Below are 20,253 nucleotides of genomic sequence, written 5' to 3'. Positions count from 1 at the left end.
AACGCCCATAGAACCGCGCATCGGGCCTGAAGGCCCTCCCACACATTCCATGCGAGAATCGGGGGCAGGAACCGTCACAGAGGAGGAGTCGAGCATGGACAAACCCCAGTCGCTCCGAGAGGAGGAAGCCCGGGAACTCCGCGAGAGCTTCGATTACAACGACCGGGACGGCGACGGCCGCATCGAGTTCGACGAGTTCGTGAAGATGCTGGAGGAGCTCGAGGCCGGCGCCAGCGAGGAGGAAGCCCGCATAGGCTTCCGCGAGATCGACACTCGTCAGGACGGATCCATCGCGTTCGACGAGTTCGTCGACTGGTGGCTGCAACGCTAGCGCCACGCCTGCCTATTCAGGAGGCCCACTCAGGAGGAACCTATGCAAACCCAGCGATTGCCCCGGCGTCTGCTCATCGCGCTCGTGCTCCTGGGCACGGGTTTCGCGGCGGGGGTGACCACCTCGGTCGCGGTCGCCGAGCGGGACGACCCGCTCATCTACGTCGTGGATTTCATGAAGGTCGAGCCGGCGGACAAGGCCGCCTACGAGCGCATCGAGCGCGAGACCTGGAAGGCCGTGCACGCCGAGCGCATCGAGCGCGGGCTGATGCGCGGCTGGGGGCTGTACGAGGTGCGCTATCCGCTCGGCACGGCAAAACCGTACGACTACGCGACGGTGAACGTCTACGACTCGTTCGAGGACGCCGAGCGCGACCCCGCCCTGCTCTTCCCCGACGTGCACCCGGAGCGCTCAGCCGAGGAGGTGATCGTCGAGACCCGCGCCGCCCGCGAACTCGTGCGCGGGGAGATCTGGTACCGGCTGGACAGCCTCGGCGAATCCGCCCTGGCATCCCGATAGCGCATCGGCAAACCGAAAGTCCCGACCGCCGGCGGACTCAGGTCGTCTCGAGGACTTCGATCAGCGGCACCAGTTGGCGCTCATACCTCTTCCAGCGTCCGGCGGAACCGGTATAGATCGGCTGCCGTACCTGGTGACCCGAAAGGACGTGCACCGGACGCGCGTTCTCGTGGAAAGCCAGACAACGCGGGTCCCAATCCAGCCCGAGATAGCGGATCAGCCGCCGGCTCTCGCCTTCCTGATCGGCGAGCAATGCCTCGTACTCGACGGTATGCAGGTCGTCGCCGAACAGCCGGTGCCAGTGCTGCATCAGCCGTTCGTAGTCACGGTAATAGAGCCCCAGCTCCCGCAGATCGAACGAGTACTGGTTTCCGGTTGCGAAGAAATGCACGAAGTTGGAGACGCAGGTATCGAGGGCGTTCCTCTGGCAATGGACGATGCGCGCACGCGGGAACAGCAACCGGATCAGACCTATGCGCACGAAGTTGCCAGGCAGCTTGTCCGTCACGCGCGCGGCGTCTGCTGAGTGGCGGTGCAGTTCGGCCAGATACCGCGAGGCATGCTCTCGCGCGAGCGCGGCATCCATCGTCAGGATGCACTCCGGATACGGGTCTCCGCCCTGTCCCGACGCCGACAAAGCCGCCTCGATTTCGGCCAGCGTCCTCAGTTCGCCGGCGCCATGCACCTGCGGATGGCTGGAGACGATCTGCTCCACCAGCGTCGTCCCCGAGCGCGGCATGCCGACGATGAACACGGGCCGTTCCGATCCTGACCCGGGCACGGGAGGATGGCGGAACAGCGATTCGGAATAGCTGGCGATCAGGCGGTCGACATATTCGCCGTACTGCCGGGAGTCGTAGGTCACCGCCTTGCGCCGCAGCTGGTTGCCCGCCGCGAAATGCTCGAAAGCAATATCGAAATCACCCGCGGCCTGGTGCACGTTGCCGAGCGCGAAGTGGCAGTGGACGGCGTCGGCCTCCGAGATCCGGCCCTCGCTCAGCAGGGCAGCAACGGGCCCGGCAAGATCGGCCTCGGGATCGAGCCGACTGAGGTTGCGATAGGCCTCCGCATAGTCGGGCCTGAGTTCGATCGCCCGACGGAAGCAGGCGACAGCATCGGCATTTCGTCCCAGCTGGTCGTACGCATTGCCGAGGTTGTGATGCGCCTCGGCATAGCCCGGATCCAGTTCTATCGCCTGCTCGTAGGCCCTGGCCGCCTCTCCCGGTCGGCTGAGTTCGTCGAGCGCGATCCCACGGTTGTAGTGCACGACGGGCAGGTCCGGGCGCAGTGATGCCGCCCGCTCGTATGCCGCCAGCGCATCTGCGCTTCGGTGCAGTGCACGCAACGCGTTACCGAGATTGAGATGCGCCTCGGCATAGCCGGGCTGCAGATCTACCGCCCGTCGGTGGCTCGCTGCCGCCTCCTCCGGGCGGCCCACCTCTTGGAGCGCATTGCCCAGATTGCTGTGCGCCTCCGCATAGTCCGGCGCGAGCTCGATGGCCCGCGCCAGTTGCTCGATGGCCTCTTCCTTCGCCCCCTGCCCCTTCAGGGCGACGCCGAGGTTGTTCCGCGCCATCGCGAAATCCGGCGCGAGTTCGACGGCGCGCCGGTAGTGTGTAAGCGCCTCGTCCGGACGGCGGCGGTCCCGCCACGCGTTGCCGAGGTTGTTCTCCGCGCCGGCATGTCCGGGGTTGAGCCTGATCGCTTCCCGGTACTGTTCCATGGCCGCCTCCGTGCGTCCCAGCGCACGATAGGCCTCGCCGCAGGTATTGCGAAACTCGGGCTGTGCCGGACTGGCCGCTACGGCACGTTCGAGCAACGCCAGAGCGGCGCCCGGATCGCCGGTCTGCAGGTTGATGACCCCGAGCAGATACAGCGCGTCCGGATGTTCGGGCTGCGCCTCCAGCGCCGATCGATACAGCTCGGCCGCTTCACCGAAGCGCCCGGCACGGTGATGCTCGAGCCCCTGCCGGAGCAATTCCATGGCACTGGAGGTGGACATCAGGGAAAAAGGTACCGGGATTCCCAGTCGCCGTCACCGCGCCGGTACTCCAGCCGGTCGTGCAGGCGGAAGGCGTACTGACGCCAGAACTCCACCCGTTCCGGACGCAGCCGGAAACCCGACCAGTGGGGCGGCCGCGGCACCTCGCCGACATTGAACTTCGCGGTGTAGCGGGCCACCTCCGCCTCCAGCTCGAAGCGGCCCGAGAGCGGCCGCGATTGCCGCGACGCCCAGGCACCGAGCTGACTGGTGCGCGGGCGGGTGGCGAAGTAGGCATCGGCCTCCTCAGCACTCACCGGGTCCACCGGCCCCTCGATGCGCACCTGCTTCTCCAGGGTCTTCCAGTGGAAGCACATCGAGACCACGGGATTCTCTGCGATCTCACCGCCCTTGCGGCTCTCCAGATTGGTGAAGAAGACGAAGCCCCGCTCGTCGTAGCCCTTCAGCAGCATGATGCGCACCGACGGCACGCCGTTGCGGTCGGCGGTGGCAAGAGCGAATGCTTCGGGGAATGCCGGTTCGGCGTCTTCGGCCTGCGCGAACCAGTCCCGGAAATGCTGGTACGGATCCCCGTAACGCTTCATGAGGGGCGCTTCACTTCACGATCGTCGTTTGTCGACGACCTCGCCGCCGTCGCCACTCGCACCGCCATTGCGGCTCTCGCCGGCCTCGCCGGGCTGGTCGGTCGCGCCCGATTCCCGCTTCGCGCCGGTCTTGCGGCCATCACCGCTCCCCGCATAACCGATGCGCTGCAGCGTCACCTTCTCGTCATCCCGATGGTCGAGACGCTGGCGCAGTATCTCCTCGTCCACCAGGTGGCCGGCACCCTCGCGCAGGTGGTCGAACACTTCCTTGTAACTGTCCGTCAACTGATTGACGAGCTCGGCGGTCTTCACGAAATGGTCGGCCACCTCCTCGCGGTAGGCCTCTTCCCGGCGACGGGCGGAAGACGTGCCGGAAGCCCCGCCGCCGTAGCGGAACCAGACGAACAGGCCGCCCGCGCCCAGCGCGACGCCTATGGCCGCGCCGATCAGCAACGATACGAGTGAAAATTCCTCCATGGATTCCTCCTGCAAAGCCTGCGCCGACCATACCACGACAGCGCACCGGCCCCCATCGTGGAATGCATCCGGCGCTCAAGAGACGGCATTTGCACGTTTTTTTGCTATTCCTTGCAATTGCATTTCCCGCCGGATGAACCTACCATGGAACCCGTGAAGACCCCGCACGCGAAGTCCTCTCCCGATCCGGCCGCCGTCCTCGGCAAGGCCACGCTGCGCGCCGCCGCCCGCATGGGCCTGTCCCGGGACGAACTCTCTGCCGTCATCGGCCGCGACCGTTCCAGTATCTCCCGTTCCGGCATCGATCCGGACAGCAAACCCGGTGAACTCGCGCTGCTGCTGCTGCGTTGCTACCGCTCGCTGGCGGTACTGGTGGACGACGACGAGGGGCAGATTCGCGAGTGGCTGGCTGCGGCCAACACGCACACGGGTGGCGTCCCCCGCGAGCAATTGCGCGACGTCGCCGGCCTGGTCACCGTTACCGGCTACCTGGATGCCATCCGCGGCAAGCTATGACGAGCCGTTCTGGCGCCGGGTCGTGGCCCGCGCGCCCGAGACGGCACTCATGGGGACACTGCTGCGCATCGTCGAGAACCAGGAGCAGAAGGTCACCGTCCCGCTGGTGGACGACTTCGACGAGCACGAGGTGCTCGAGGGCCTGCTGGAGAATTCCAAGCCGTCGCCCGCCGACGGCACCGGGCGCTTCGATTATCTGCTGCGCGCGCCCTGGCGCTACCCGCCTCTGCCCTGGGGTTCGCGCTTCGGGCGCCGCTACGAGCCGGGCATCTTCTACGGCTCTTTGAGCGAGACGGCGCTGCTCGCAGAGGTCGCCTACTACCGGCTGGTCTTCCTGGAGGGCATGAAGACGCCGTTCGCCGACCGGGTGATCAGCCAGCACACGCGCTTCGAGGCGCGCTACCAGACCGATCACGGCCGTCGTCTCGAGACGCTGCCGTTCGCGCGCCACGAGCAAGTGCTGCGCCACCCGGCCGAATACGGCCCCTGCCAGGCGCTGGGCACCGTCCTGCGCGGCGCGGGCACGGCGGCGTTCACCTATTTATCGGCGCGCGCGCCGGGGCGCGAGTGCAACATCGCACTGCTCCGGCCCGAGGCCCTGCGCTCGCGCCGCCACCGCAACCCTGTCAGCGGGCTGTGCGAGACCCGGCCGGACGGCGTGCAGTTCCGCTTCGGCCAACGGCGCACCTGGTTCCCCCGGGAGCAGTTCCTGGTGGACGGCCGCCTGCCGCAGCCCGCCTGAGGGCCGCGGTCAGCCGGCGGCGATGCGCGCGAGCCGGCCCTGCAGCAGCACCGTCCACAGGGACGCGGCGAAGCAGTACACGCCCATCACGCCGAGCTGCAGCTCCAGCCCCACGCCGCGGTCCATCAGGATGCCCACCAGGCCCGGCGACAAAGCCGTCGCGAAGACCGCCAGCGCCGTGGTGACCGCCCGGATGGCGCCGAGATGGCGAGCGCCGTAGAGTTCCGGCCAGACGGCGCCATGGGCGGTGGACGCGAACCCGAGGCTCGCCCCCAGCAGCACCATGGCGCCGGGCAGGACGAACCGGCTCTCTGCAAACACCAGCAGCAATATGCCGGCGCCCATGGGCAGCAGGTACACGGTGAGCAGCCGCCGTGCGCCGAACCGGTCCGCGAGCCGTCCCGCAGCCAGCGCGCCCACCACGTGAGCGGCGGCCAGCACCGGAAAATTGGCGGCAAACCAGGCGAGCTCCCAGCCTTTCAGCTCCACCAGCGGCACCTGGTTGATGAACAACGCGGTGATGATGAACGGGATGGCCAGGAGTACGGGCATGAGGGCGTAGAACAGCGGGTCGCGCAGCACCTCGCCGCGGGTCCAGTGCCGACGCGCGCTTTCCTCCTCCGGGTGGGTGGCTGCCGCCGGGCCGCGGGTGGGGTGGCGCTCGTGGCGCAGCAGCATGCCGAAGACCGGCAGCGCCACCATCACCAGCAGGGCCGCCCCTGCGATCCATGCGCCGCGCCAGCCGAACAGGCCGATGGCGGCGACGGCGAGCAATGGCAGGACGCCCTCGCTGGCCGGCAGCCCGAGGGCGGCGATGGACACCGCCCTGCCCCGCTTGCGATTGAACCAGCGGCCCATGGCGGTCATCGCCACGTGGGTGAGCATGCCCTGACCGAAGAAGCGCAGGCCGAAGAAGGCGAGCGCCAGCGTCCACGCGGAGGAGACCGCCGACATGCCGACGCAGGTCGCCGCCAGGCCGGCGATCACGCCGGCGCCGAGCAGTCGTACGGAGACCGTATCGGCCAGCTTGCCCGCCCAGGTGAGCAGCGCCGCGCTGGCCAGCGTGCCGATCGTGTACAGGGTGCCGAACTCGCCCTCGGTGAGGACGAGGTCGGTCTTCAGATGACCGGCGAACAGCGCCACGTAGTAGGTCTGGCCGAAGCCGGAGAAGAAGGTCAGCAGGAAGCCGCCGGACAGCCAGGGCAGATCGGGACGGAGATCTTCGGCGAAGAGGCGCACGCGCAGATTATGCCGGATACGGCAGGGCGCCGCCCGGTCCGTCGGCCGCTCGCCGGTTGTTATACTGCCCCGCCGACGCGCCCGGAACCCCGACTGCCGACGTGAGCGAACAGAACACCCCGACTCCCGACATGAGCGAACAGGACGCCGACATCACCTCGAGCTGGGACGCCTACTGGCGTGGCGCGCGGGATGCGGCCGCCTACACCGGCGGCGGCAGCAGCCACCCGGCCGTGACCGGTTTCTGGGAGGCCTTCTTCCGCGAGGCCGCGGCGCTTTATGAAGCGCCCCTCGTCGTGGACGTGGCCAGCGGCAACGGCGCCGTCACCGCCGCCGCCCGGGCGGAATTCGGCGAGGCAGGCCGCTACGTCTGCGTGGACGTCTCCGCCGCCGCGGTGCGCGCCATCGGCGAGCGCTACCCGGCCGTACGCGGCGTCGTGGCCGACGCCCGCGCCATGCCGCTCGCGAGCGGCAGCGCGACCCTTGCCGTGAGCCAGTTCGGCATCGAGTACGCGGGGCCGGACGCGTTCCCGGAACTGCTGCGGCTGGTGGCCGACGGCGGCCGCGCCGCGCTGCTCGTCCACCGGGAGGGCGGCGGCATCCATCGCCAGTGCGCGGCCAGCCGGGATGCGATGGAGGCAATCGTCCGGGCGCGTTTCCTGCCGCTGGCCCACGAGCTGTTCGAGGCGGGATTCGCGGCGATGCGCGGCGGCGACCGGGAGCGGCTCCGCCGGGCCGGCCGGGCCTTCGCGCCGGCGCTACGCTCCGTGGAGGAACTCATGCGCCGCCACGGCCAGCACGTGGCCGACGGCACGGTGATCCGCCTGTACCGGGACGTGCGCACAATGCACGAGCGCATGGCCCGCTACGAGCCGGCCGACGTGCTCGGCTGGCTGCAGCGGATGGACGCCGAGGTGCAGGCCTATGCCGGGCGCATGGCCTCGATGTGCGAGGCGGCGATCGACGAGGAGGCTTTTCGCGGACTCTGCGACCGCGCCCGCGAGTCGGGCTTCACCCTGCTGCGGGACGACGAGCTGACCGTCCCCGAGACCGGCGTGCCACTGGCCTGGGCGCTGGTCGCAGCGCGCGGCGAGCGCTAACGGCACCCGACCGAACCCGGGGCTAGCCATCGCCTAGAAGCGCAGGTCTTTCAGATACTGCTCGTAATTCTTCCAGCGCCCGCTGGAGCGGGTCTGCAGCCCCTCACGCACCTGCCAGACACTGGCCGTCTTCACCCGGGTATCGGCGTTCTGGAAGTCGAGCACCCGATCATCCCAGTCGAGTCCCGCGAACTCGAGCAGGCGGCGCACCACGGGCTCCGGCTCGCTCACCAGCTCGTCGTAGTCGACCGTGAGCATGTCGTCGCCGAAGACGGATTGCCAGTGGGCCATGATGCGCTCGTGCTGGCGGTAGTAATGGGCGATGTCGCCGAGGTCGGTCGAGTAGCCCAGGTTACCGCCGAGCTGCTGGAAGTAGATGGACAGGCAGTTGTCCGGCGCATGACGGCGGGTATGGATGATGCGTGCCCGCGGGAACATGGCCCGGATGACGCCGAGGTGCAGGAAGTTCTCCGGCCGCTTGTCGGTCATGCGCTCCCCTTCCGGGAAGAGCTCGCGCTGCTTCTCCCGGTATTCCGCCGCAACCGAGGCCAGCTCCTCCGGCGTGATCGTCTGCAACCGGTCCGGATAGGGCGCCAGCCGCCGGCCGATCAGCCAGGGCACCAGGTCCAGCTCGCCGCCTGCACTGACCGCCGGATGAGCGCCCAGGATCTGCTCCGTCAGCGTGGAGCCCGATCGGAACAGGCCGACGATGAACACGGGCTCGGCCTCGACGTCGGTCTGCGCTTTCTCGAGCCAGTCCCGGTCGAACAGTCCGACCAGGTGCTCCACCGCCTCCTCCGCGGCCCGGGGATCGTACGGCGGCATGCGGCGCTTGCCGAGTTCGTTGGCCTCACGATAGGCGGCGAAGGCCTCGTCGTAGCTGCCGGCGTCGTCCAGTGCCTTGCCGAGTGCGAACAGCAGGGCCTCGCGGCCGATCGGGTCCGTGTCGCCGGCTTGCAGCGCCTCGCGCAGCCGGCCCACCAGCGGATCGTCGGTGCTCGCCACGCGCTGGGCATGAACAATACGGGCCAGCGACTCCCCGTGGCCGGGCTCGATGCCGAGGATGCGCTCGTACAGCCTGAGGGCCTCCTCCCGCTGGCCGGACTCCTCGTACAGCCCGGCCAGGTTGAACAGCGCCGGCACGTAGGCCGGGTCGGCCGCAAGTGCCCGCTCGTACATCTCCCGGGCATGGTCCGGGCGCCGCATGTCAGAGTACAGCACGCCCATGTTCGACCAGACCTCCTGCACCCGGTCGATGCCGAGTTCCGCGGCCCGCTGATAGGCGGCAAGTGCGTCCTCGTATCGCTTCTGCTTCTTGTACAGCAGCGCCAGGTTGAAGTGCACGGGCGCGAGCTCCGGCTGCTTCTCCAGCAGGTGCTCGTAGAGCCGGATGGCGGCATCCGTCTGTCCCGTCGCATCCAGCACGCCGGCGAGCCGGGCCCGGTAATAGGGGCTGTCCGGCTCCGCGCGCACCAGCTCGTTCATGGTGGAGACGGCCTCGTCCGCCCGGCCCGAGGCCACGTACAGATCGGTCAGGGCCTCCAGGACGACCGGCCGCTGCTCGCCGCGCTCGGCCAGCCGGCGATAGGCCTGCTCGGCCTCGGCCACCCGCCCGGCCGCGTGCAGCCGGCGCGCCTGCTCAAAAGCGCTGCGAAATTCTGCTGAAACGTCCATCAGTTCTCCGGTACGACGTCGAAGGCCACCGTCATGCGGGGCGCGTCGGATTCGAACGGCACGGTGCCGTGCCACATGTAGGACGGGAACAGTACCAGCCGGCCCACCTGGGGCTGGATCCGGCGCCGCGCCTGCCCGTACTCGCCGATGTCGATGTCCGGCTCGCCGAACTTGATGCCGCCGCCGTGGGCATCGGATTCGGCCACCTCGTCGGGCACCTGCACGTAGTAGGCCGAGCTGATCCAGCCGAGCGGATGCATGTGCATGGTATGGAAGCCGCCGCGCGCCAGCCGCACGGACCAGGAAGCGGCGAAGTCGAAGCCCTCGCTGCGGCGGGAGAACAGCGGGTGCTCCGGGTTGTCCGGGAAACGTGCGATGTAATCCGCAATACACTGCCGGAGCGAGGCGACCAACTCCCTTATCTCCGGCTCCGTGCGGCTGAACAGGTCGCCCATGGTCTGGCTGCCGCCCCGGAGCGTCTGCTCCGCGGGATGGCGCTTGCCGATGTGCAACGGATTCAGCACTTCGGCGAGCCGATCGTTGAATTCGCCGATATTCGCGTAACCCGGCGGCACCGGCAGCTCGTACACGCCCACCAGGTTCTCGTAATCGTTCAGATAGGCATCGCGCCTGTCGCCGAGCATCCGCCAGCAAAGTCCCAGATAGGCCAGCGCCCGCTGGTTGAACGGCATCAGGGCCGCGCCCTGCTTCGCCTGTTCCAGAGCCTCCTCCGGCCGTCGGCACGCCAGCAGCGCGCGGGCGTAGCTGATGCGGTGGTTAGGGACCGATGCCGTCGTGATCACGGCCTCGGCGTGCATCGCCAGCGCTTCCTCCCAGCGATCCTGTCCCTCCAGGCTGTAGGCGAGCAGACTCTTCAGCTCCGCCGAATCCGGCGTCTCGGCCAGACCCTCGCGCAGGACCTGCTCCGCGCCGGCGAAATCGGCCTGCTGGGCCAGAGCCATCGCGTAGGCCTGACGCAGCGGCTCCGCGGTCGGGAAGTCGGCCAGCACACGGCGATACGAACCCAGGTAGTCGTCCAGCTGCTCCTGCTGCCAGAGGAGCGTATTCAGGTTGCGGTGGCTCTCGACATCCAGCGGGTTACGTTCCAGCGCCCGCCGGTACGCGGCAATGGCGCCCTCCACGTCGTGCAGGTCAATCAGGGCATTACCGGTGTTGAGATGCAGCTCCGCCCGATCCAGGCCAAGATCCGTCGCACGCCGGTACTCTTCCAGCGCCTCCTGCGGGCGGATCATCATACGCAGACACAGTCCCTTGTTGTGGTGCGCCTGGGCATAGCCCGGGCGCGCAGCCAGCGCCTTCTCATAGCAGGGGATCGCCGTCTCGTAGTTCTCCCGGCGCTGATACACGTTGCCGAGGCCGAGCCAGCCGGGAGCGTCGTTCGGATCGAGCTCCACGCAGCGCCGGAAACTCGTCTCGGCGTCGTCCAGCCTGCCGAGCCGCAGATAGCAGCGGCCCAGGTTCCGATGGGCGTCGACGTAGCGGGGTTCGAGCCGGATGGCCTCCTGGTAGGCGGCGATGGCCTCGTCGCGCCTCTCGGCCCGTGACAGCGCGTTGCCCAGATTGTTCAGGACTTCCGGTTGCTTCGGGAACAGCCGCAACGACTCCTGCATGAAGGCGATGGCCCGCGGATAATCGCCGAGCTGGGAAAGCATCAAGCCGAGGAGTTGCAGCCCCATCGGGTGTTCCGGATTCGCCCGCAGGAACTCCCGGTACAGGGGATACGCCTCCTGCAGCTTGCCGGACTGGTGGGCAGATACGGCCTCGCGCAGCTTCTGCGGCAGCCGGGAGAATTCCTCCTGCTGCCGGATGGAGTTCTCGGTGGACATTCGATACCCGTGATCGCGGAAAGAACCCCGATTATAGGGGTTCCGCCCCTCCCCATGCAGGAGGGCCTTCAGGCCCGATTCCTGCTCCCGTTGGCGCCGACCTGTCCAGCAAAAAGCATTACGACGACTCCGACCAGACGGCCAGCTCGTTGCCGCTCGGATCGAGGAAGTGAAACCTGCGTCCCCCGGGAAACGGCAATGGCTCCCTCACGATCTTGCCCCCGGCTTCACGCACTCCCTTCAGCGTCGCTTCCAGGTCAGCCGAGTAGAGAATCACCAGCGGACCGCCCTTCTCGATCCCGGGAGTACGGCGCAGACCTCCCGTCTCACCGCGGGCGGAGCGTATCCCCGCGTAGTCCGGACCGTAGTCGGTGAACTTCCAGCCGAACGCCTGGCCGTAGAACGCCTTCGCGGCCGAAACATCCGTCACCGAGAATTCGATATAGTCGATGGCATGGTGCGTATGATCGTCGTGCGCCGTATCCTCGTTCGCTTTCTCTGTCGTCGCCGGTCGATAGTCCGCGAGAAACCAGGTACGCCATTCACCGGTTTCGGGATCCTGCTGCTCGAGGTGCTGGCGCACCTCGCCGCCGGGAAGCGGCGTCCAGGTGCCGCGGAAGGGCAGGCGTTCCTTCGCCTTCAGGTAGGTGATATGACCCTGCAGAACCATCGCCCCCGATTCCTCCGGGCCTCCTGAATAGTCGATTGTGAAGCCATCGCTGACCCAGACCTGCCGCCAGCGATCCTCGACCGGATCGTAGAAGTTCATACTCTGGCCGGTACCGCCACGCGGGCCCGTCCAGTGCTCGGTGACCAGGCATCCTGCCTCTTTCTTCACAATGCGATTGGTCCCTCCGTAGCGACCATCCGGACTGTAAATTTCCCACTCACCCAGCCAGAAGTCGAACGCCTGATACACTGCATCCCCGGCGCAGACCCCAACGGGCTCCTGCGTGGACTCTCCCTCCGACGCCTGGACCGTCGCGAACGCGATCAACAGGACGGACACTAACCGAGTGTTCATGGTTCCCCCTCTTCTTTCCTGATGGCGATGCCCGCCAGAAGCAGGCAGACCGTCGCCAGCCAAACACCGTACCCACTTTTCTTCAAGGCCCGGGCGCCGGTCAGGATCGCCGCTGACCGTGACCGGTCTTCCATGGCGATCCGATCGTCGCGCTTCCCGGCATCGTGTCGGGATTGACGATAAGATTACTGACAGCCACCTTGGATCCGACCATTTTATGTCATCGAGTGTCGCACAGCAGCTGCAGGTCGCTATAGCCCATCATCAGGCGGGCCGTCTGCGCGAGGCGGAGGCGATCTACCGCTCCATCCTCTCGGAACGGCCGCAGGACCCGAACGCCCTGTACCTGCTCGGCGTGATGGCGCTTCAGGTCGGCCGGAACGAGGAGGCACACGATCTGCTGAACAAGGCCATCGTGGTCAGCCCGGGCAACGCGGACGCTCATAATATGTGCGGCGAAACCTGTCGGGCGCTCGGGCGCCCGGACGAGGCAATCGGTCATTACCGTGAAGCACTGCGCCTCAACCCGCGGTTCGCTGGCGCCATCAACAATCTCGGCAACGTGTATATGGAGCTCGGCCGGTACGCGGAGGCAGCGGCCGAGTATGAGCGCGCGATATCCCTCGCTCCGGAGTTCGTGATGTCGCACGACAATCTCGGGCTCGCCCTGAAGGCGCTCGGCCGGCCGGAAGAGGCACTGCAGCATTTCGATCGTGCCCTCTCTATTGCTCCGGACTATCCGGGGGCTCACAACAATCTGGGCAATACGCTGCGAGACCTCGGCCGGACGGATGAGGCGATCGGTCATTACCGGCGCGCCATCGCGCTCGATCCCCGATTCGCCGAGGCGCACAACAATCTCGGCACGGCCCTGAAGGCTGACGGTCGTCTCGACGCCGCCGCGGCGGAGTACGAGAAGGCTCTGGCGCTCCGCCCGGGGTTCGCGATGGCACATAACAATCTGGGTCTCGTCTATGACGAGACCGGCCGACCGCATGATGCGATGGCCTGCTACCAGCGGGCCATCGCCATCGACCCTGATTATGCCGATGCCAGGAACAACCTGGGCAATGTCCTGTTCCAGCTCGGCCGTTCGGACGAGGCGGCGACCGAGTACCGGAAGGTGATCGCGATCCGGCCGTCCTACGCCGAGGCCTATCGCCATCTCACCAATGTGCGCCCGGACCCGGAGATGGTCGCGGCGATACGAGAGCAACTCGAACGCCCCGACCTGTCGTCCGAAGACACGATGCACTTCCACTATGCGCTGGCCAGAATAGCCGAGCATAACAGAAAGTTCGCGGAGGCATTCCGGCACTATCGAACCGCGAACCGGATCAGACGGAGGGCGATCCAGTACGATCCCGACGAGCATGCCCTCCTGATCGATCGACTGATCGAGACGTTTTCGCCGGAACTCCGTGAAGCGGCACGCGACTGGGGCTCGGATTCCGAATTGCCGGTGTTCATTGTCGGCATGCCCCGCTCCGGCACCACGCTGGTGGAGCAGATTGTGGCCAGCCATCCCCGGGTGCATGGCGCCGGCGAACTGCCGGTGCTCGCCAATTTCGAAATGGAGCTGGCGGGATACCCGGAGTCGATACGCCGGCGCGGCCCTGCCGTGGCTGCCGACTGGTCCGACCGTTACCTGGCAGTCCTGCGAGGCCGCTCGGATTCGCCCGCCCGCATCACGGACAAGGCGCCCAGCAACTTCCTGCGGATCGGCCTCATCCGGGTCCTGTTTCCCCGGGCGAGGATCGTGCATTGCCGCCGCAATCCCCTCGACACCTGCCTGTCCAATTACTTCCACTATTTCGTGGTCGGCAACGAGTTCTCCTACGATCTCGAGGAACTCGGTCACTACTACCGGGGCTACGAGCGGCTGATGACCCACTGGCGCGAGACATTCAATGCCGGTTTTCTGGAGGTGGATTATCAGGACCTGGTCCGCGACCAGGAGGCCGTCAGCCGCAGGCTGATCGATTACCTGGGCCTCGAGTGGGATCCCGCCTGCCTGAATTTCCACGAGAACCGGCGGGCCGTGAAGACGGCCAGCAGCATGCAGGTGCGGGAGCCGATCCACAGCCGATCGATCGATCGCTGGCGGCACTACGAAGATCAGCTATTGCCGCTCATTTCGCTGCTCGAAAAGGGCGAACCCTAGCAATCCAGCCGCTCATCTGATGTGGGCGGCCATGCACTTATCGGCGAACAGCCGGGCATCTTGATCCCGAAAAAAAAATGGCGGACCCCCGTTTCCGGGGGCCCGCCATCCTTGACGGCTACGACCTTGGGTGGGATCAGAAGTTCTGAGTCACGCCCAGGAAGAAGTAGCGGCCGAGGTGATCCCAGGTTCCCGGGACCGTGTTGCCGTTACTGTAGGTCGAGATGTTGTTGATGAAGCCGTTCACCGGCGGTGCGTTATCGAAGATATTGGAAATACCTGCGTTCAGCACCGTCTCGCCGCCGAACCAGCTCACAGCGTAGTTGGCCGAGAGGTCGAAGTAGTTCTCGGGATCGACCTTGAACGCCGAGCCTTCGAACTGATCCACCTCACCGACATACCGCCAGCCACCGGTCACCTGCACGTCCCAGGGCGTCATCCACGTCGCGTTCAGGACGTGCTTCCACTCCGGCCGCGGACGCTCGCAGTCACCGCCGATCTTGCCGGCACATTCCTGCACCGGGGCACCAGCAACGGGCTGCTGGTCGAATTTGTCCAGCAGCGTTCCGCGCAGAGAAATGTCCAGGCTACCCCAGTCGCCGAGCTCCATCCCGTAGGTACCGGTGATATCCCAGCCGGCGATCTCGAAGAAACCGATGTTGATATTCTGCGAAATGACGTTCGCCGATCCAACCCAGAGGTTACCGTTCGGCCCACGACTGATCAGTGAGCAGGCAGCCGGACTACCCGTCGCTGCGCACTGGCGAATCGTGAATTCCTCACCGATACCCGCCTCGATGGCGTCCTCCACCTCAATGCTCCAGTAGTCGACACTCAACGTCAGGCCGTCGAGGAGACCGCCGAACATATCGCCGGTGGGAGTGAAGACCGCACCGAAGGTGAAGGAATCCGACTCTTCCGGCTCCAGGTCGAGGTTGCCGCCGAAGATGGCGTTGTACTGACCAGCCGGGCTGAGCGGCACGTTGCCGTACTGAGCAGCCGTCACGCCGGTATTAGCACAGGCCGCCTGGGACAACTCGGGGGTCGGTCCGCCGCAGGGATCGGTACCGGCCCAGAGGCCGAAGCTCGAAGGCTCGAACAGCTCGCGGATGTTCGGCGCACGCACCGCCTGGGAGATTCCACCGCGGATCATGAGGCTCTCAACAGGCCGCCACTCGCCGCCGATGTTCCAGGTGTCAGTGGTCTCGTCCGGGATATCGTAGTCCGAAGAGCGGTAACGCAGGTCGAGAGCGATTTCCTCGGCGAAGGGCTTGCCCTGGACGAGCGGAACACGCGCTTCCGTAAACCACTCCTTGACCAACACGGCACCAGAGACAGCCGCGGTGGCACCACCCTGGCCGGCGCCGTCGCCGCTGGTGAAGCCATTGTCCGGGCGGTAGTCGATCAGCTCGTCGCGATACTCGACACCGAAGATCACTTTGACGCCGTCCTCGGCGCTCGGCAGCTGGATACCATAGTCGGTCAGGTCGCCCTGCACGTACGCCACGAACTGATCCTGCTCGAGATCACCTGTCGCGAACAGCGGCAGAGTCAGGTAGTTGACTGCTGCATCGGTAACGCCTCCGGTCTCGAAGACGTTGTAGGGCACGCAGGCGGGATCAGCGCCGGACAGTACCGTGCGGCAGACCGGCTGACCGGTCCCCGGATCCGTGACGACGTCCAGCGCCCGCTGAATGCGCGTGATGGAGAGATCGTTCAGGTAGACGTTGGAATAGCGCAGCCGCGACGAGTTGAAGAACGCATCGTAGCTCCACTGGTCGTTGATGTCGCCGCGCACACCGCCGAGCATACGGAGACTGGTGTGCTTGAGGTCGCTGACGCGCGCCCCGCCTTCCACGTTACGGCGCCCGATGTAGTAAGGCGCGATGTCCGCCGTGCTCGTGCACCCCAGCGTATTGAACTGCTGAGCCGACAGCAGCGGGTTCTCGCAGGGGATCTGGCTGGTAACGAAGAACGCACCGGAGGGCGCGATCTGCGCCAGGCTGCGATCGTCCATGAACATGACTTCCGTGTACACCTCGAGCTTCTCATCGAACTCGTAGTGGCCGAACACGCCGCCGGTGTAGCGTTCGTCGGGACGCTGGAAGTGGTTCAGGGGACCGTAGTTGTAATACGTGTAATCCCACGGCACGAACTCGTCGCCGGCCACGGTGAAATACGTACCGTCGAACGGCGTGAACAGGCCGGTCGGGATGGTCGCCGATCCGGCACAGGTTTCGCCATTGGAGGAGCTCAGCGCGCAGGCACTGTAGTCCCGCTTGGAATGGGTCAGCGAATCGACTTCGCGCCAGCCGAGGTAACCGGTGACGTTACCCTTGCCATCCGGTGAGTTCACGCCCATGAGGATGTTCAGGTTGCGCTGATAACCGTCGCGTACATCATCCTCCGGAACCTCGAAACCGGAGGCTGCCAGCTGCGCGCGGACCGCACTGTTGTCGTTGTTGTGCGAGTAACCGGAGAACTGGTAGTCGATCTGAACGCCTTCGAAGTCGTCCTTCATGATGAAGTTGACCACGCCCGCGACGGCATCCGAACCGTATACCGATGCCGCACCGCCGGTGAGAAGCTCGACGCGCTCGATCATGGAGGCGGGGATCTGGTTCACGTCGGGCGCAAGAGCGAAGGGATCGCCGAAGCCCATGCGATGGCCGTTGACCAGCACCAGGGTTCGGTCGGAACCCAGACCGCGAAGGTCGAGGGTAGCCGTACCGGTCGCGCCGTTGGCTTCACCGGAAGTCAGCTCCGGCGTGATCTGCGGCATGTCGTTCAGCAGGTCCTCGACGCGGGTAATACCGCGAGAGGTGATATCCTCCGGCCGCACGGTCGTGACCGGGCTCGCCGTGATCAGGTTCGCATCGGTCGCAATACGCGAACCGGTGACGACGATCTCTTCGAGAACGCCTTCGGCATCGTCCTGTGCCTGGGCAGCGATCGGTGCACCGGTTGCCGCCGCGGTAACCGCGGCCGCCCCGTACAACGCTCGCTGTACAGCACAGGTCAGAGGTTTCTTAGTCAACATTGAACTCTCCCCAGACCGTTTGATTGATAAGAGCTGGTCGTGTCTGACGTTGTCTTTTCGATACAACCACGACCATGGCAGGCGAGTATGCCACAGCAATGAACCATTTCAATAGCCTGTTACAGAAAAGGTGTAACTTTCAAGCAACAGATTTTCCGGGGAATCTTCGCTGTTGTGCGACTGCAACAGCGGCGGGCCGAAAGCAGGGCGGGCCCGCCACTAGCGGGCGAAAGTCGCCCAATCGTCGACGAGATCGCCAAGTTCGGCCTCCAGGGGCCCCAGCCAGGGTTCATAGTGCCGCCAATAGTCCAGACCGGAGCGGAAGATGGGCCGGCGGACCTGCTCGGAGCTCGCCGTGCTCACCGCGCGGCGGTTCTCGTGGAATGCGAGACAGCCTTCCTCGAACGGCAGGCCGCAGTATTCCAGCAGGCGGCGGACCTCGGACTCGGTATCGTCGACGAGATGCTCGTAGACGACCCGGTGCACGCGCCCGGGCAGGACGGCATCGAAATGAGCCATCAGGTCTGCATACAGCCGGTAATAGCGGCCGATGGTCGCGAGGTCGTAGCTGAACTGCTGCGCCCGGGCGAAGTGTTCCTTGAACAGCGACAGGCCGCAGGCCATCGGGTGGCGTCGCACGTCGATGATGCGGGCGTTCGGCAGGATCAGGTGGATCAGGCCGATGTGGGCGAAATTATTCGGCATCTTGTCCACGAAGAAGGGCGTGCCCTCCTTCCGCTGGACCCGGGTCTCCTCGAGGTAGCGCTCGCCCAGCGCCCGGGATTCCTCGGCCGTCAGCTGCCCCAGCGACTCCGGATAAGCGCCGGCCGGCGCGGCACCGCGGTCGAGTGTCCGCGCGATGGCGGCGATGTTGGGGAGCTCCATGGTCCCTTCCACCCGGCTGTGGCTCGCGAGGATCTGCTCCACCAGCGTGGAGCCTGAGCGCGGCAGACCCACGATGAAGACCGGATCCGGCGCGCCGGCACCGAAACCGGCCCGATCCGCGAAGAACGGCCCGGTCAGCAGCGCCTTGCTGCGGCGCACGTGCGACTCCATCTCGCCGATGTCGTAGGCGCTGCGGGCGCGCCGCAGCCGGTTGCCCTCGGCGTAGTGCCGGAAAGACTCCTCGTAGCGCTCCCGATCCTCCAGCCCCTTGCCCATCGCGAAGTGCAGGTGCCAGCGATCCCGTTCCTCGAGCCCGGCCAGTTCCAGCTGCCGCCCGATCGCATCCAGCTCCTCGTCGGTCAGGCTGTGGGTCTTCAGGTTGGCGAGACTCCAGTACGCCTCGCCATAGCCCGGCGCCAGCTCGATGGCCTTGCGATAGGCGCGGATGCAGTCCTCCCGGCGCCCCACCGACTTCAGCATGTGGCCGAGGCTGGTCCAGACCGTGGGCTGGGCCTCGTCCTCGGCCAGCAGCTCCTCGCAGAGGCGGATGGACTCGTCGTACTCGAGCAGCCGGACCAGGATGGAGGCCTTAAGCTTGCGCGCGTCGGTGTTCTTCGGATCCGCGTCCAGCAGCGGCCCGGTCTCCGCCAGCCCCTCCTGCAGGCGGTTCTGCCGCATGAGCACGACGGCGTGGTTGTGGCGCGCGCGCCGGTAGCCGGGGGCGAGCTCGATGCAGCGCGCGAGCAGCTCCTCCGCCTCGCCGATGCGCTCCTGGCGCTCCGCGGCATCCGCCAGCAGGCACAGCGCCACCACATCGTTGGGATAGGGGCCGAGCTGCGCGCGCAACAGGGCTTCGGCGTCGCCCGGCCGGTTCTCGGCCAGCGCGCGGCCGGCCTCGGCTATGCGCGGTTTCTGGTTGGCGTGTGCAATGTAGCCTGCGAACGCCCGGTCGGCCTCTGCGGTTCGTTCGAGTGCGGTCAGCAGATCGGCCAGCGCGAGCCAGGCATCGGCGAAATCCGGTTTGGCGTCGACGGCACGCCGGAGTGTGGCCAGTGCGGCCTCGTCGTCGCCCGTCTCCCGCAGCGCGAGGCCAAGCTGCAACCGGGGCACCGCAGCGTTCGGATGAGCCTGGCACAGCGGGCCGAGGATCCCGACAGCGGCCGCAGGGTCGTTCATCAGGCGCCGGGCAATGGCCCGGAACAGCAGGGCTGCGGGCTGGCCGGGTATCTTCTCCAGCAGGGCTCGCGCCTCGGCATCCGCACGGGCGGGATCGCTGCCGAGCAGCTCGTCGATGCGGGCCAGCGCGGCGTCCAGGGCTCGCTCGGCGTCGGCGTTGGTGTTCGGATTCTGCAAATCGGTCAGCCGGACTGGTTCTGGTTACTGGTTCTGGTTACGGGTTCTGGTTAGCGGGTGGCAGAAGCGGCCGGATTGTGGGCGGGCCACCGCCGTTTTTCAATGCTATCTTATCGGCCATGCGGAAACTGCACCTCATCCTGTCGCGCGGCCCACAGCCCCGCCGGTCGGTGTGCCCGGCGTCGGTTCCGGAGACATCGGCATCAATCGCTGCCGTGCCGGCGGCCTCGCCAATCGCAACGGCCGTCGGCACGCTCCTCGCGGCCGCCGCCATCGCCACCATCGTCGCCGGCCCGGCTGGCGCGCAAGGCCTGCCCGCGGACGTGCTGGCCTGCCGGGATATCGCCGGCGCCGACGAGCGGCTGGCCTGCTACGACCGCGCCGTGGACCGCCGCGCCGATGACGCCGGCACCGAAACCGCTCCGATGACCTCTCCCGAAGAGCTGTTCGGCCGCGACCCGGCCGACATTCAGCGCCGTATGGACCAGGCGGCCGGACGCGAGGAGCTGCAGCAGATCACCGGCGAGGTCGTCGAGCTGATCGAGATCACGCCGGACCGCATCGCGGTGAAGCTCGACAACGGCCAGATCTGGCGCCAGACCGTCCCGTCCCGGTTTCTGCTGCGAGAGGGCCAGGAGGTGAAGATCCGCCGCGCCAGCCTCGGCTCCTACCTGATGAGTCGCGGGGGCTCGAGCCGCAGCATCCGGGTGGAGCGGGCGGACTGATCCCGCGCCGGCCGCCGGAGCCGGGCTCGGC

Annotated in this window: 16 protein-coding genes; 7 read left to right on the top strand and 9 right to left on the bottom strand. The window is 66.7% G+C overall.

The window, feature by feature from the left end:
• The first annotated feature begins 94 nt into the window (after positions 1-94).
• Together ACJMK0_RS18130 and ACJMK0_RS18125 are read left to right on the top strand one after the other, a co-directional pair.
• Positions 95-331: an EF-hand domain-containing protein gene (locus ACJMK0_RS18130; RefSeq protein WP_405240510.1), complete on the top strand. Its 237-nt coding sequence runs from the start codon at positions 95-97 to the stop codon at positions 329-331.
• A gap of 42 nt (positions 332-373) precedes the next feature.
• Positions 374-850 carry a hypothetical protein gene (locus tag ACJMK0_RS18125; RefSeq protein WP_405240508.1) on the top strand — a complete coding sequence of 159 codons (477 nt, stop codon included), beginning with the start codon at positions 374-376 and terminating at the stop codon, positions 848-850.
• Positions 851-887: 37 nt separating this feature from the next.
• On the opposite strand, the gene ACJMK0_RS18120 is transcribed toward ACJMK0_RS18125, so the two are convergent.
• From ACJMK0_RS18120 to ACJMK0_RS18110, 3 genes are read right to left on the bottom strand one after another with little or no spacing between them, the layout of a single operon-like run.
• A complete protein-coding gene (locus ACJMK0_RS18120; protein ID WP_405240506.1) occupies positions 888-2,852 on the bottom strand; it encodes a tetratricopeptide repeat-containing sulfotransferase family protein in 1,965 nt (654 codons plus the stop codon).
• Positions 2,852-3,436: a pyridoxamine 5'-phosphate oxidase gene (gene pdxH / locus ACJMK0_RS18115; protein ID WP_405240505.1), complete on the bottom strand. Its 585-nt coding sequence runs from the start codon at positions 3,434-3,436 to the stop codon at positions 2,852-2,854. Before pdxH ends, ACJMK0_RS18120 begins: the two co-directional genes overlap by 1 nt.
• A 15-nt stretch (positions 3,437-3,451) precedes the next feature.
• Complete coding sequence (locus ACJMK0_RS18110; protein ID WP_405240504.1) at positions 3,452-3,913, bottom strand: ZapG family protein; 462 nt, start codon at positions 3,911-3,913, stop codon at positions 3,452-3,454.
• A 144-nt stretch (positions 3,914-4,057) separates the two neighbouring features.
• Between ACJMK0_RS18110 and ACJMK0_RS18105 the strand changes: the two genes are divergently transcribed.
• Positions 4,058-4,429 (top strand): MbcA/ParS/Xre antitoxin family protein, encoded by a 372-nt coding sequence (locus ACJMK0_RS18105; RefSeq protein ID WP_405240502.1) that lies wholly within the window; start codon positions 4,058-4,060, stop codon positions 4,427-4,429.
• Positions 4,407-5,171 carry an RES family NAD+ phosphorylase gene (locus ACJMK0_RS18100; protein WP_405240500.1) on the top strand — a complete coding sequence of 255 codons (765 nt, stop codon included), beginning with the start codon at positions 4,407-4,409 and terminating at the stop codon, positions 5,169-5,171. The genes ACJMK0_RS18105 and ACJMK0_RS18100 overlap by 23 nt, the downstream gene beginning before the upstream one ends.
• Before the next feature lie 9 nt (positions 5,172-5,180).
• On the opposite strand, the gene ACJMK0_RS18095 is transcribed toward ACJMK0_RS18100, so the two are convergent.
• Positions 5,181-6,410, bottom strand: a complete 1,230-nt coding sequence (locus ACJMK0_RS18095; protein ID WP_405240498.1) for an MFS transporter — start codon at positions 6,408-6,410, stop codon at positions 5,181-5,183.
• A gap of 101 nt (positions 6,411-6,511) precedes the next feature.
• Between ACJMK0_RS18095 and ACJMK0_RS18090 the strand changes: the two genes are divergently transcribed.
• Positions 6,512-7,510: a class I SAM-dependent methyltransferase gene (locus ACJMK0_RS18090; protein ID WP_405240496.1), complete on the top strand. Its 999-nt coding sequence runs from the start codon at positions 6,512-6,514 to the stop codon at positions 7,508-7,510.
• Positions 7,511-7,543: 33 nt separating this feature from the next.
• On the opposite strand, the gene ACJMK0_RS18085 is transcribed toward ACJMK0_RS18090, so the two are convergent.
• The 3 genes from ACJMK0_RS18085 to ACJMK0_RS18075 form a co-directional block, all read right to left on the bottom strand.
• Positions 7,544-9,184 carry a tetratricopeptide repeat-containing sulfotransferase family protein gene (locus ACJMK0_RS18085; RefSeq protein WP_405240494.1) on the bottom strand — a complete coding sequence of 547 codons (1,641 nt, stop codon included), beginning with the start codon at positions 9,182-9,184 and terminating at the stop codon, positions 7,544-7,546.
• Complete coding sequence (locus tag ACJMK0_RS18080; protein ID WP_405240492.1) at positions 9,184-11,031, bottom strand: tetratricopeptide repeat protein; 1,848 nt, start codon at positions 11,029-11,031, stop codon at positions 9,184-9,186. Before ACJMK0_RS18080 ends, ACJMK0_RS18085 begins: the two co-directional genes overlap by 1 nt.
• 118 nt (positions 11,032-11,149) lie before the next feature.
• The gene (locus ACJMK0_RS18075) at positions 11,150-11,482 is read right to left on the bottom strand and encodes a VOC family protein (RefSeq protein ID WP_405240736.1); all 333 of its coding nucleotides are present in this window, start codon (positions 11,480-11,482) and stop codon (positions 11,150-11,152) included.
• A 790-nt stretch (positions 11,483-12,272) separates the two neighbouring features.
• Between ACJMK0_RS18075 and ACJMK0_RS18070 the strand changes: the two genes are divergently transcribed.
• Positions 12,273-14,219: a tetratricopeptide repeat-containing sulfotransferase family protein gene (locus tag ACJMK0_RS18070; protein ID WP_405240490.1), complete on the top strand. Its 1,947-nt coding sequence runs from the start codon at positions 12,273-12,275 to the stop codon at positions 14,217-14,219.
• A gap of 136 nt (positions 14,220-14,355) precedes the next feature.
• On the opposite strand, the gene ACJMK0_RS18065 is transcribed toward ACJMK0_RS18070, so the two are convergent.
• Positions 14,356-17,259: a TonB-dependent receptor plug domain-containing protein gene (locus ACJMK0_RS18065; RefSeq protein ID WP_405240489.1), complete on the bottom strand. Its 2,904-nt coding sequence runs from the start codon at positions 17,257-17,259 to the stop codon at positions 14,356-14,358.
• A gap of 219 nt (positions 17,260-17,478) precedes the next feature.
• Positions 17,479-19,497, bottom strand: a complete 2,019-nt coding sequence (locus ACJMK0_RS18060; protein WP_405240487.1) for a tetratricopeptide repeat-containing sulfotransferase family protein — start codon at positions 19,495-19,497, stop codon at positions 17,479-17,481.
• 215 nt (positions 19,498-19,712) lie between these two features.
• Between ACJMK0_RS18060 and ACJMK0_RS18055 the strand changes: the two genes are divergently transcribed.
• Entirely contained in the window at positions 19,713-20,222 is a 510-nt protein-coding gene (locus ACJMK0_RS18055; RefSeq protein ID WP_405240485.1) for a hypothetical protein, read from the top strand.
• Positions 20,223-20,253: the final 31 nt, after the last annotated feature.

Source organism: Lentisalinibacter orientalis (assembly GCF_040706535.1).
Lineage (GTDB): Bacteria > Pseudomonadota > Gammaproteobacteria > Steroidobacterales > Woeseiaceae > Lentisalinibacter > Lentisalinibacter orientalis.
This window is presented reverse-complemented; position numbering and strand designations above follow the sequence as displayed.

Coding starts and splice junctions, on each gene's coding strand:
- ACJMK0_RS18070 (WP_405240490.1), top strand. CDS start 12,273: ATGTCATCGAGTGTCGCACAGCAGCTGCAGGTCGCTATAGCCCATCAT.
- ACJMK0_RS18105 (WP_405240502.1), top strand. CDS start 4,058: ATGGAACCCGTGAAGACCCCGCACGCGAAGTCCTCTCCCGATCCGGCC.
- ACJMK0_RS18085 (WP_405240494.1), bottom strand. CDS start 9,184: ATGGACGTTTCAGCAGAATTTCGCAGCGCTTTTGAGCAGGCGCGCCGG.
- ACJMK0_RS18130 (WP_405240510.1), top strand. CDS start 95: ATGGACAAACCCCAGTCGCTCCGAGAGGAGGAAGCCCGGGAACTCCGC.
- ACJMK0_RS18125 (WP_405240508.1), top strand. CDS start 374: ATGCAAACCCAGCGATTGCCCCGGCGTCTGCTCATCGCGCTCGTGCTC.
- ACJMK0_RS18110 (WP_405240504.1), bottom strand. CDS start 3,913: ATGGAGGAATTTTCACTCGTATCGTTGCTGATCGGCGCGGCCATAGGC.
- ACJMK0_RS18080 (WP_405240492.1), bottom strand. CDS start 11,031: ATGTCCACCGAGAACTCCATCCGGCAGCAGGAGGAATTCTCCCGGCTG.
- pdxH (WP_405240505.1), bottom strand. CDS start 3,436: ATGAAGCGTTACGGGGATCCGTACCAGCATTTCCGGGACTGGTTCGCG.
- ACJMK0_RS18120 (WP_405240506.1), bottom strand. CDS start 2,852: ATGTCCACCTCCAGTGCCATGGAATTGCTCCGGCAGGGGCTCGAGCAT.
- ACJMK0_RS18100 (WP_405240500.1), top strand. CDS start 4,407: ATGCCATCCGCGGCAAGCTATGACGAGCCGTTCTGGCGCCGGGTCGTG.
- ACJMK0_RS18065 (WP_405240489.1), bottom strand. CDS start 17,259: ATGTTGACTAAGAAACCTCTGACCTGTGCTGTACAGCGAGCGTTGTAC.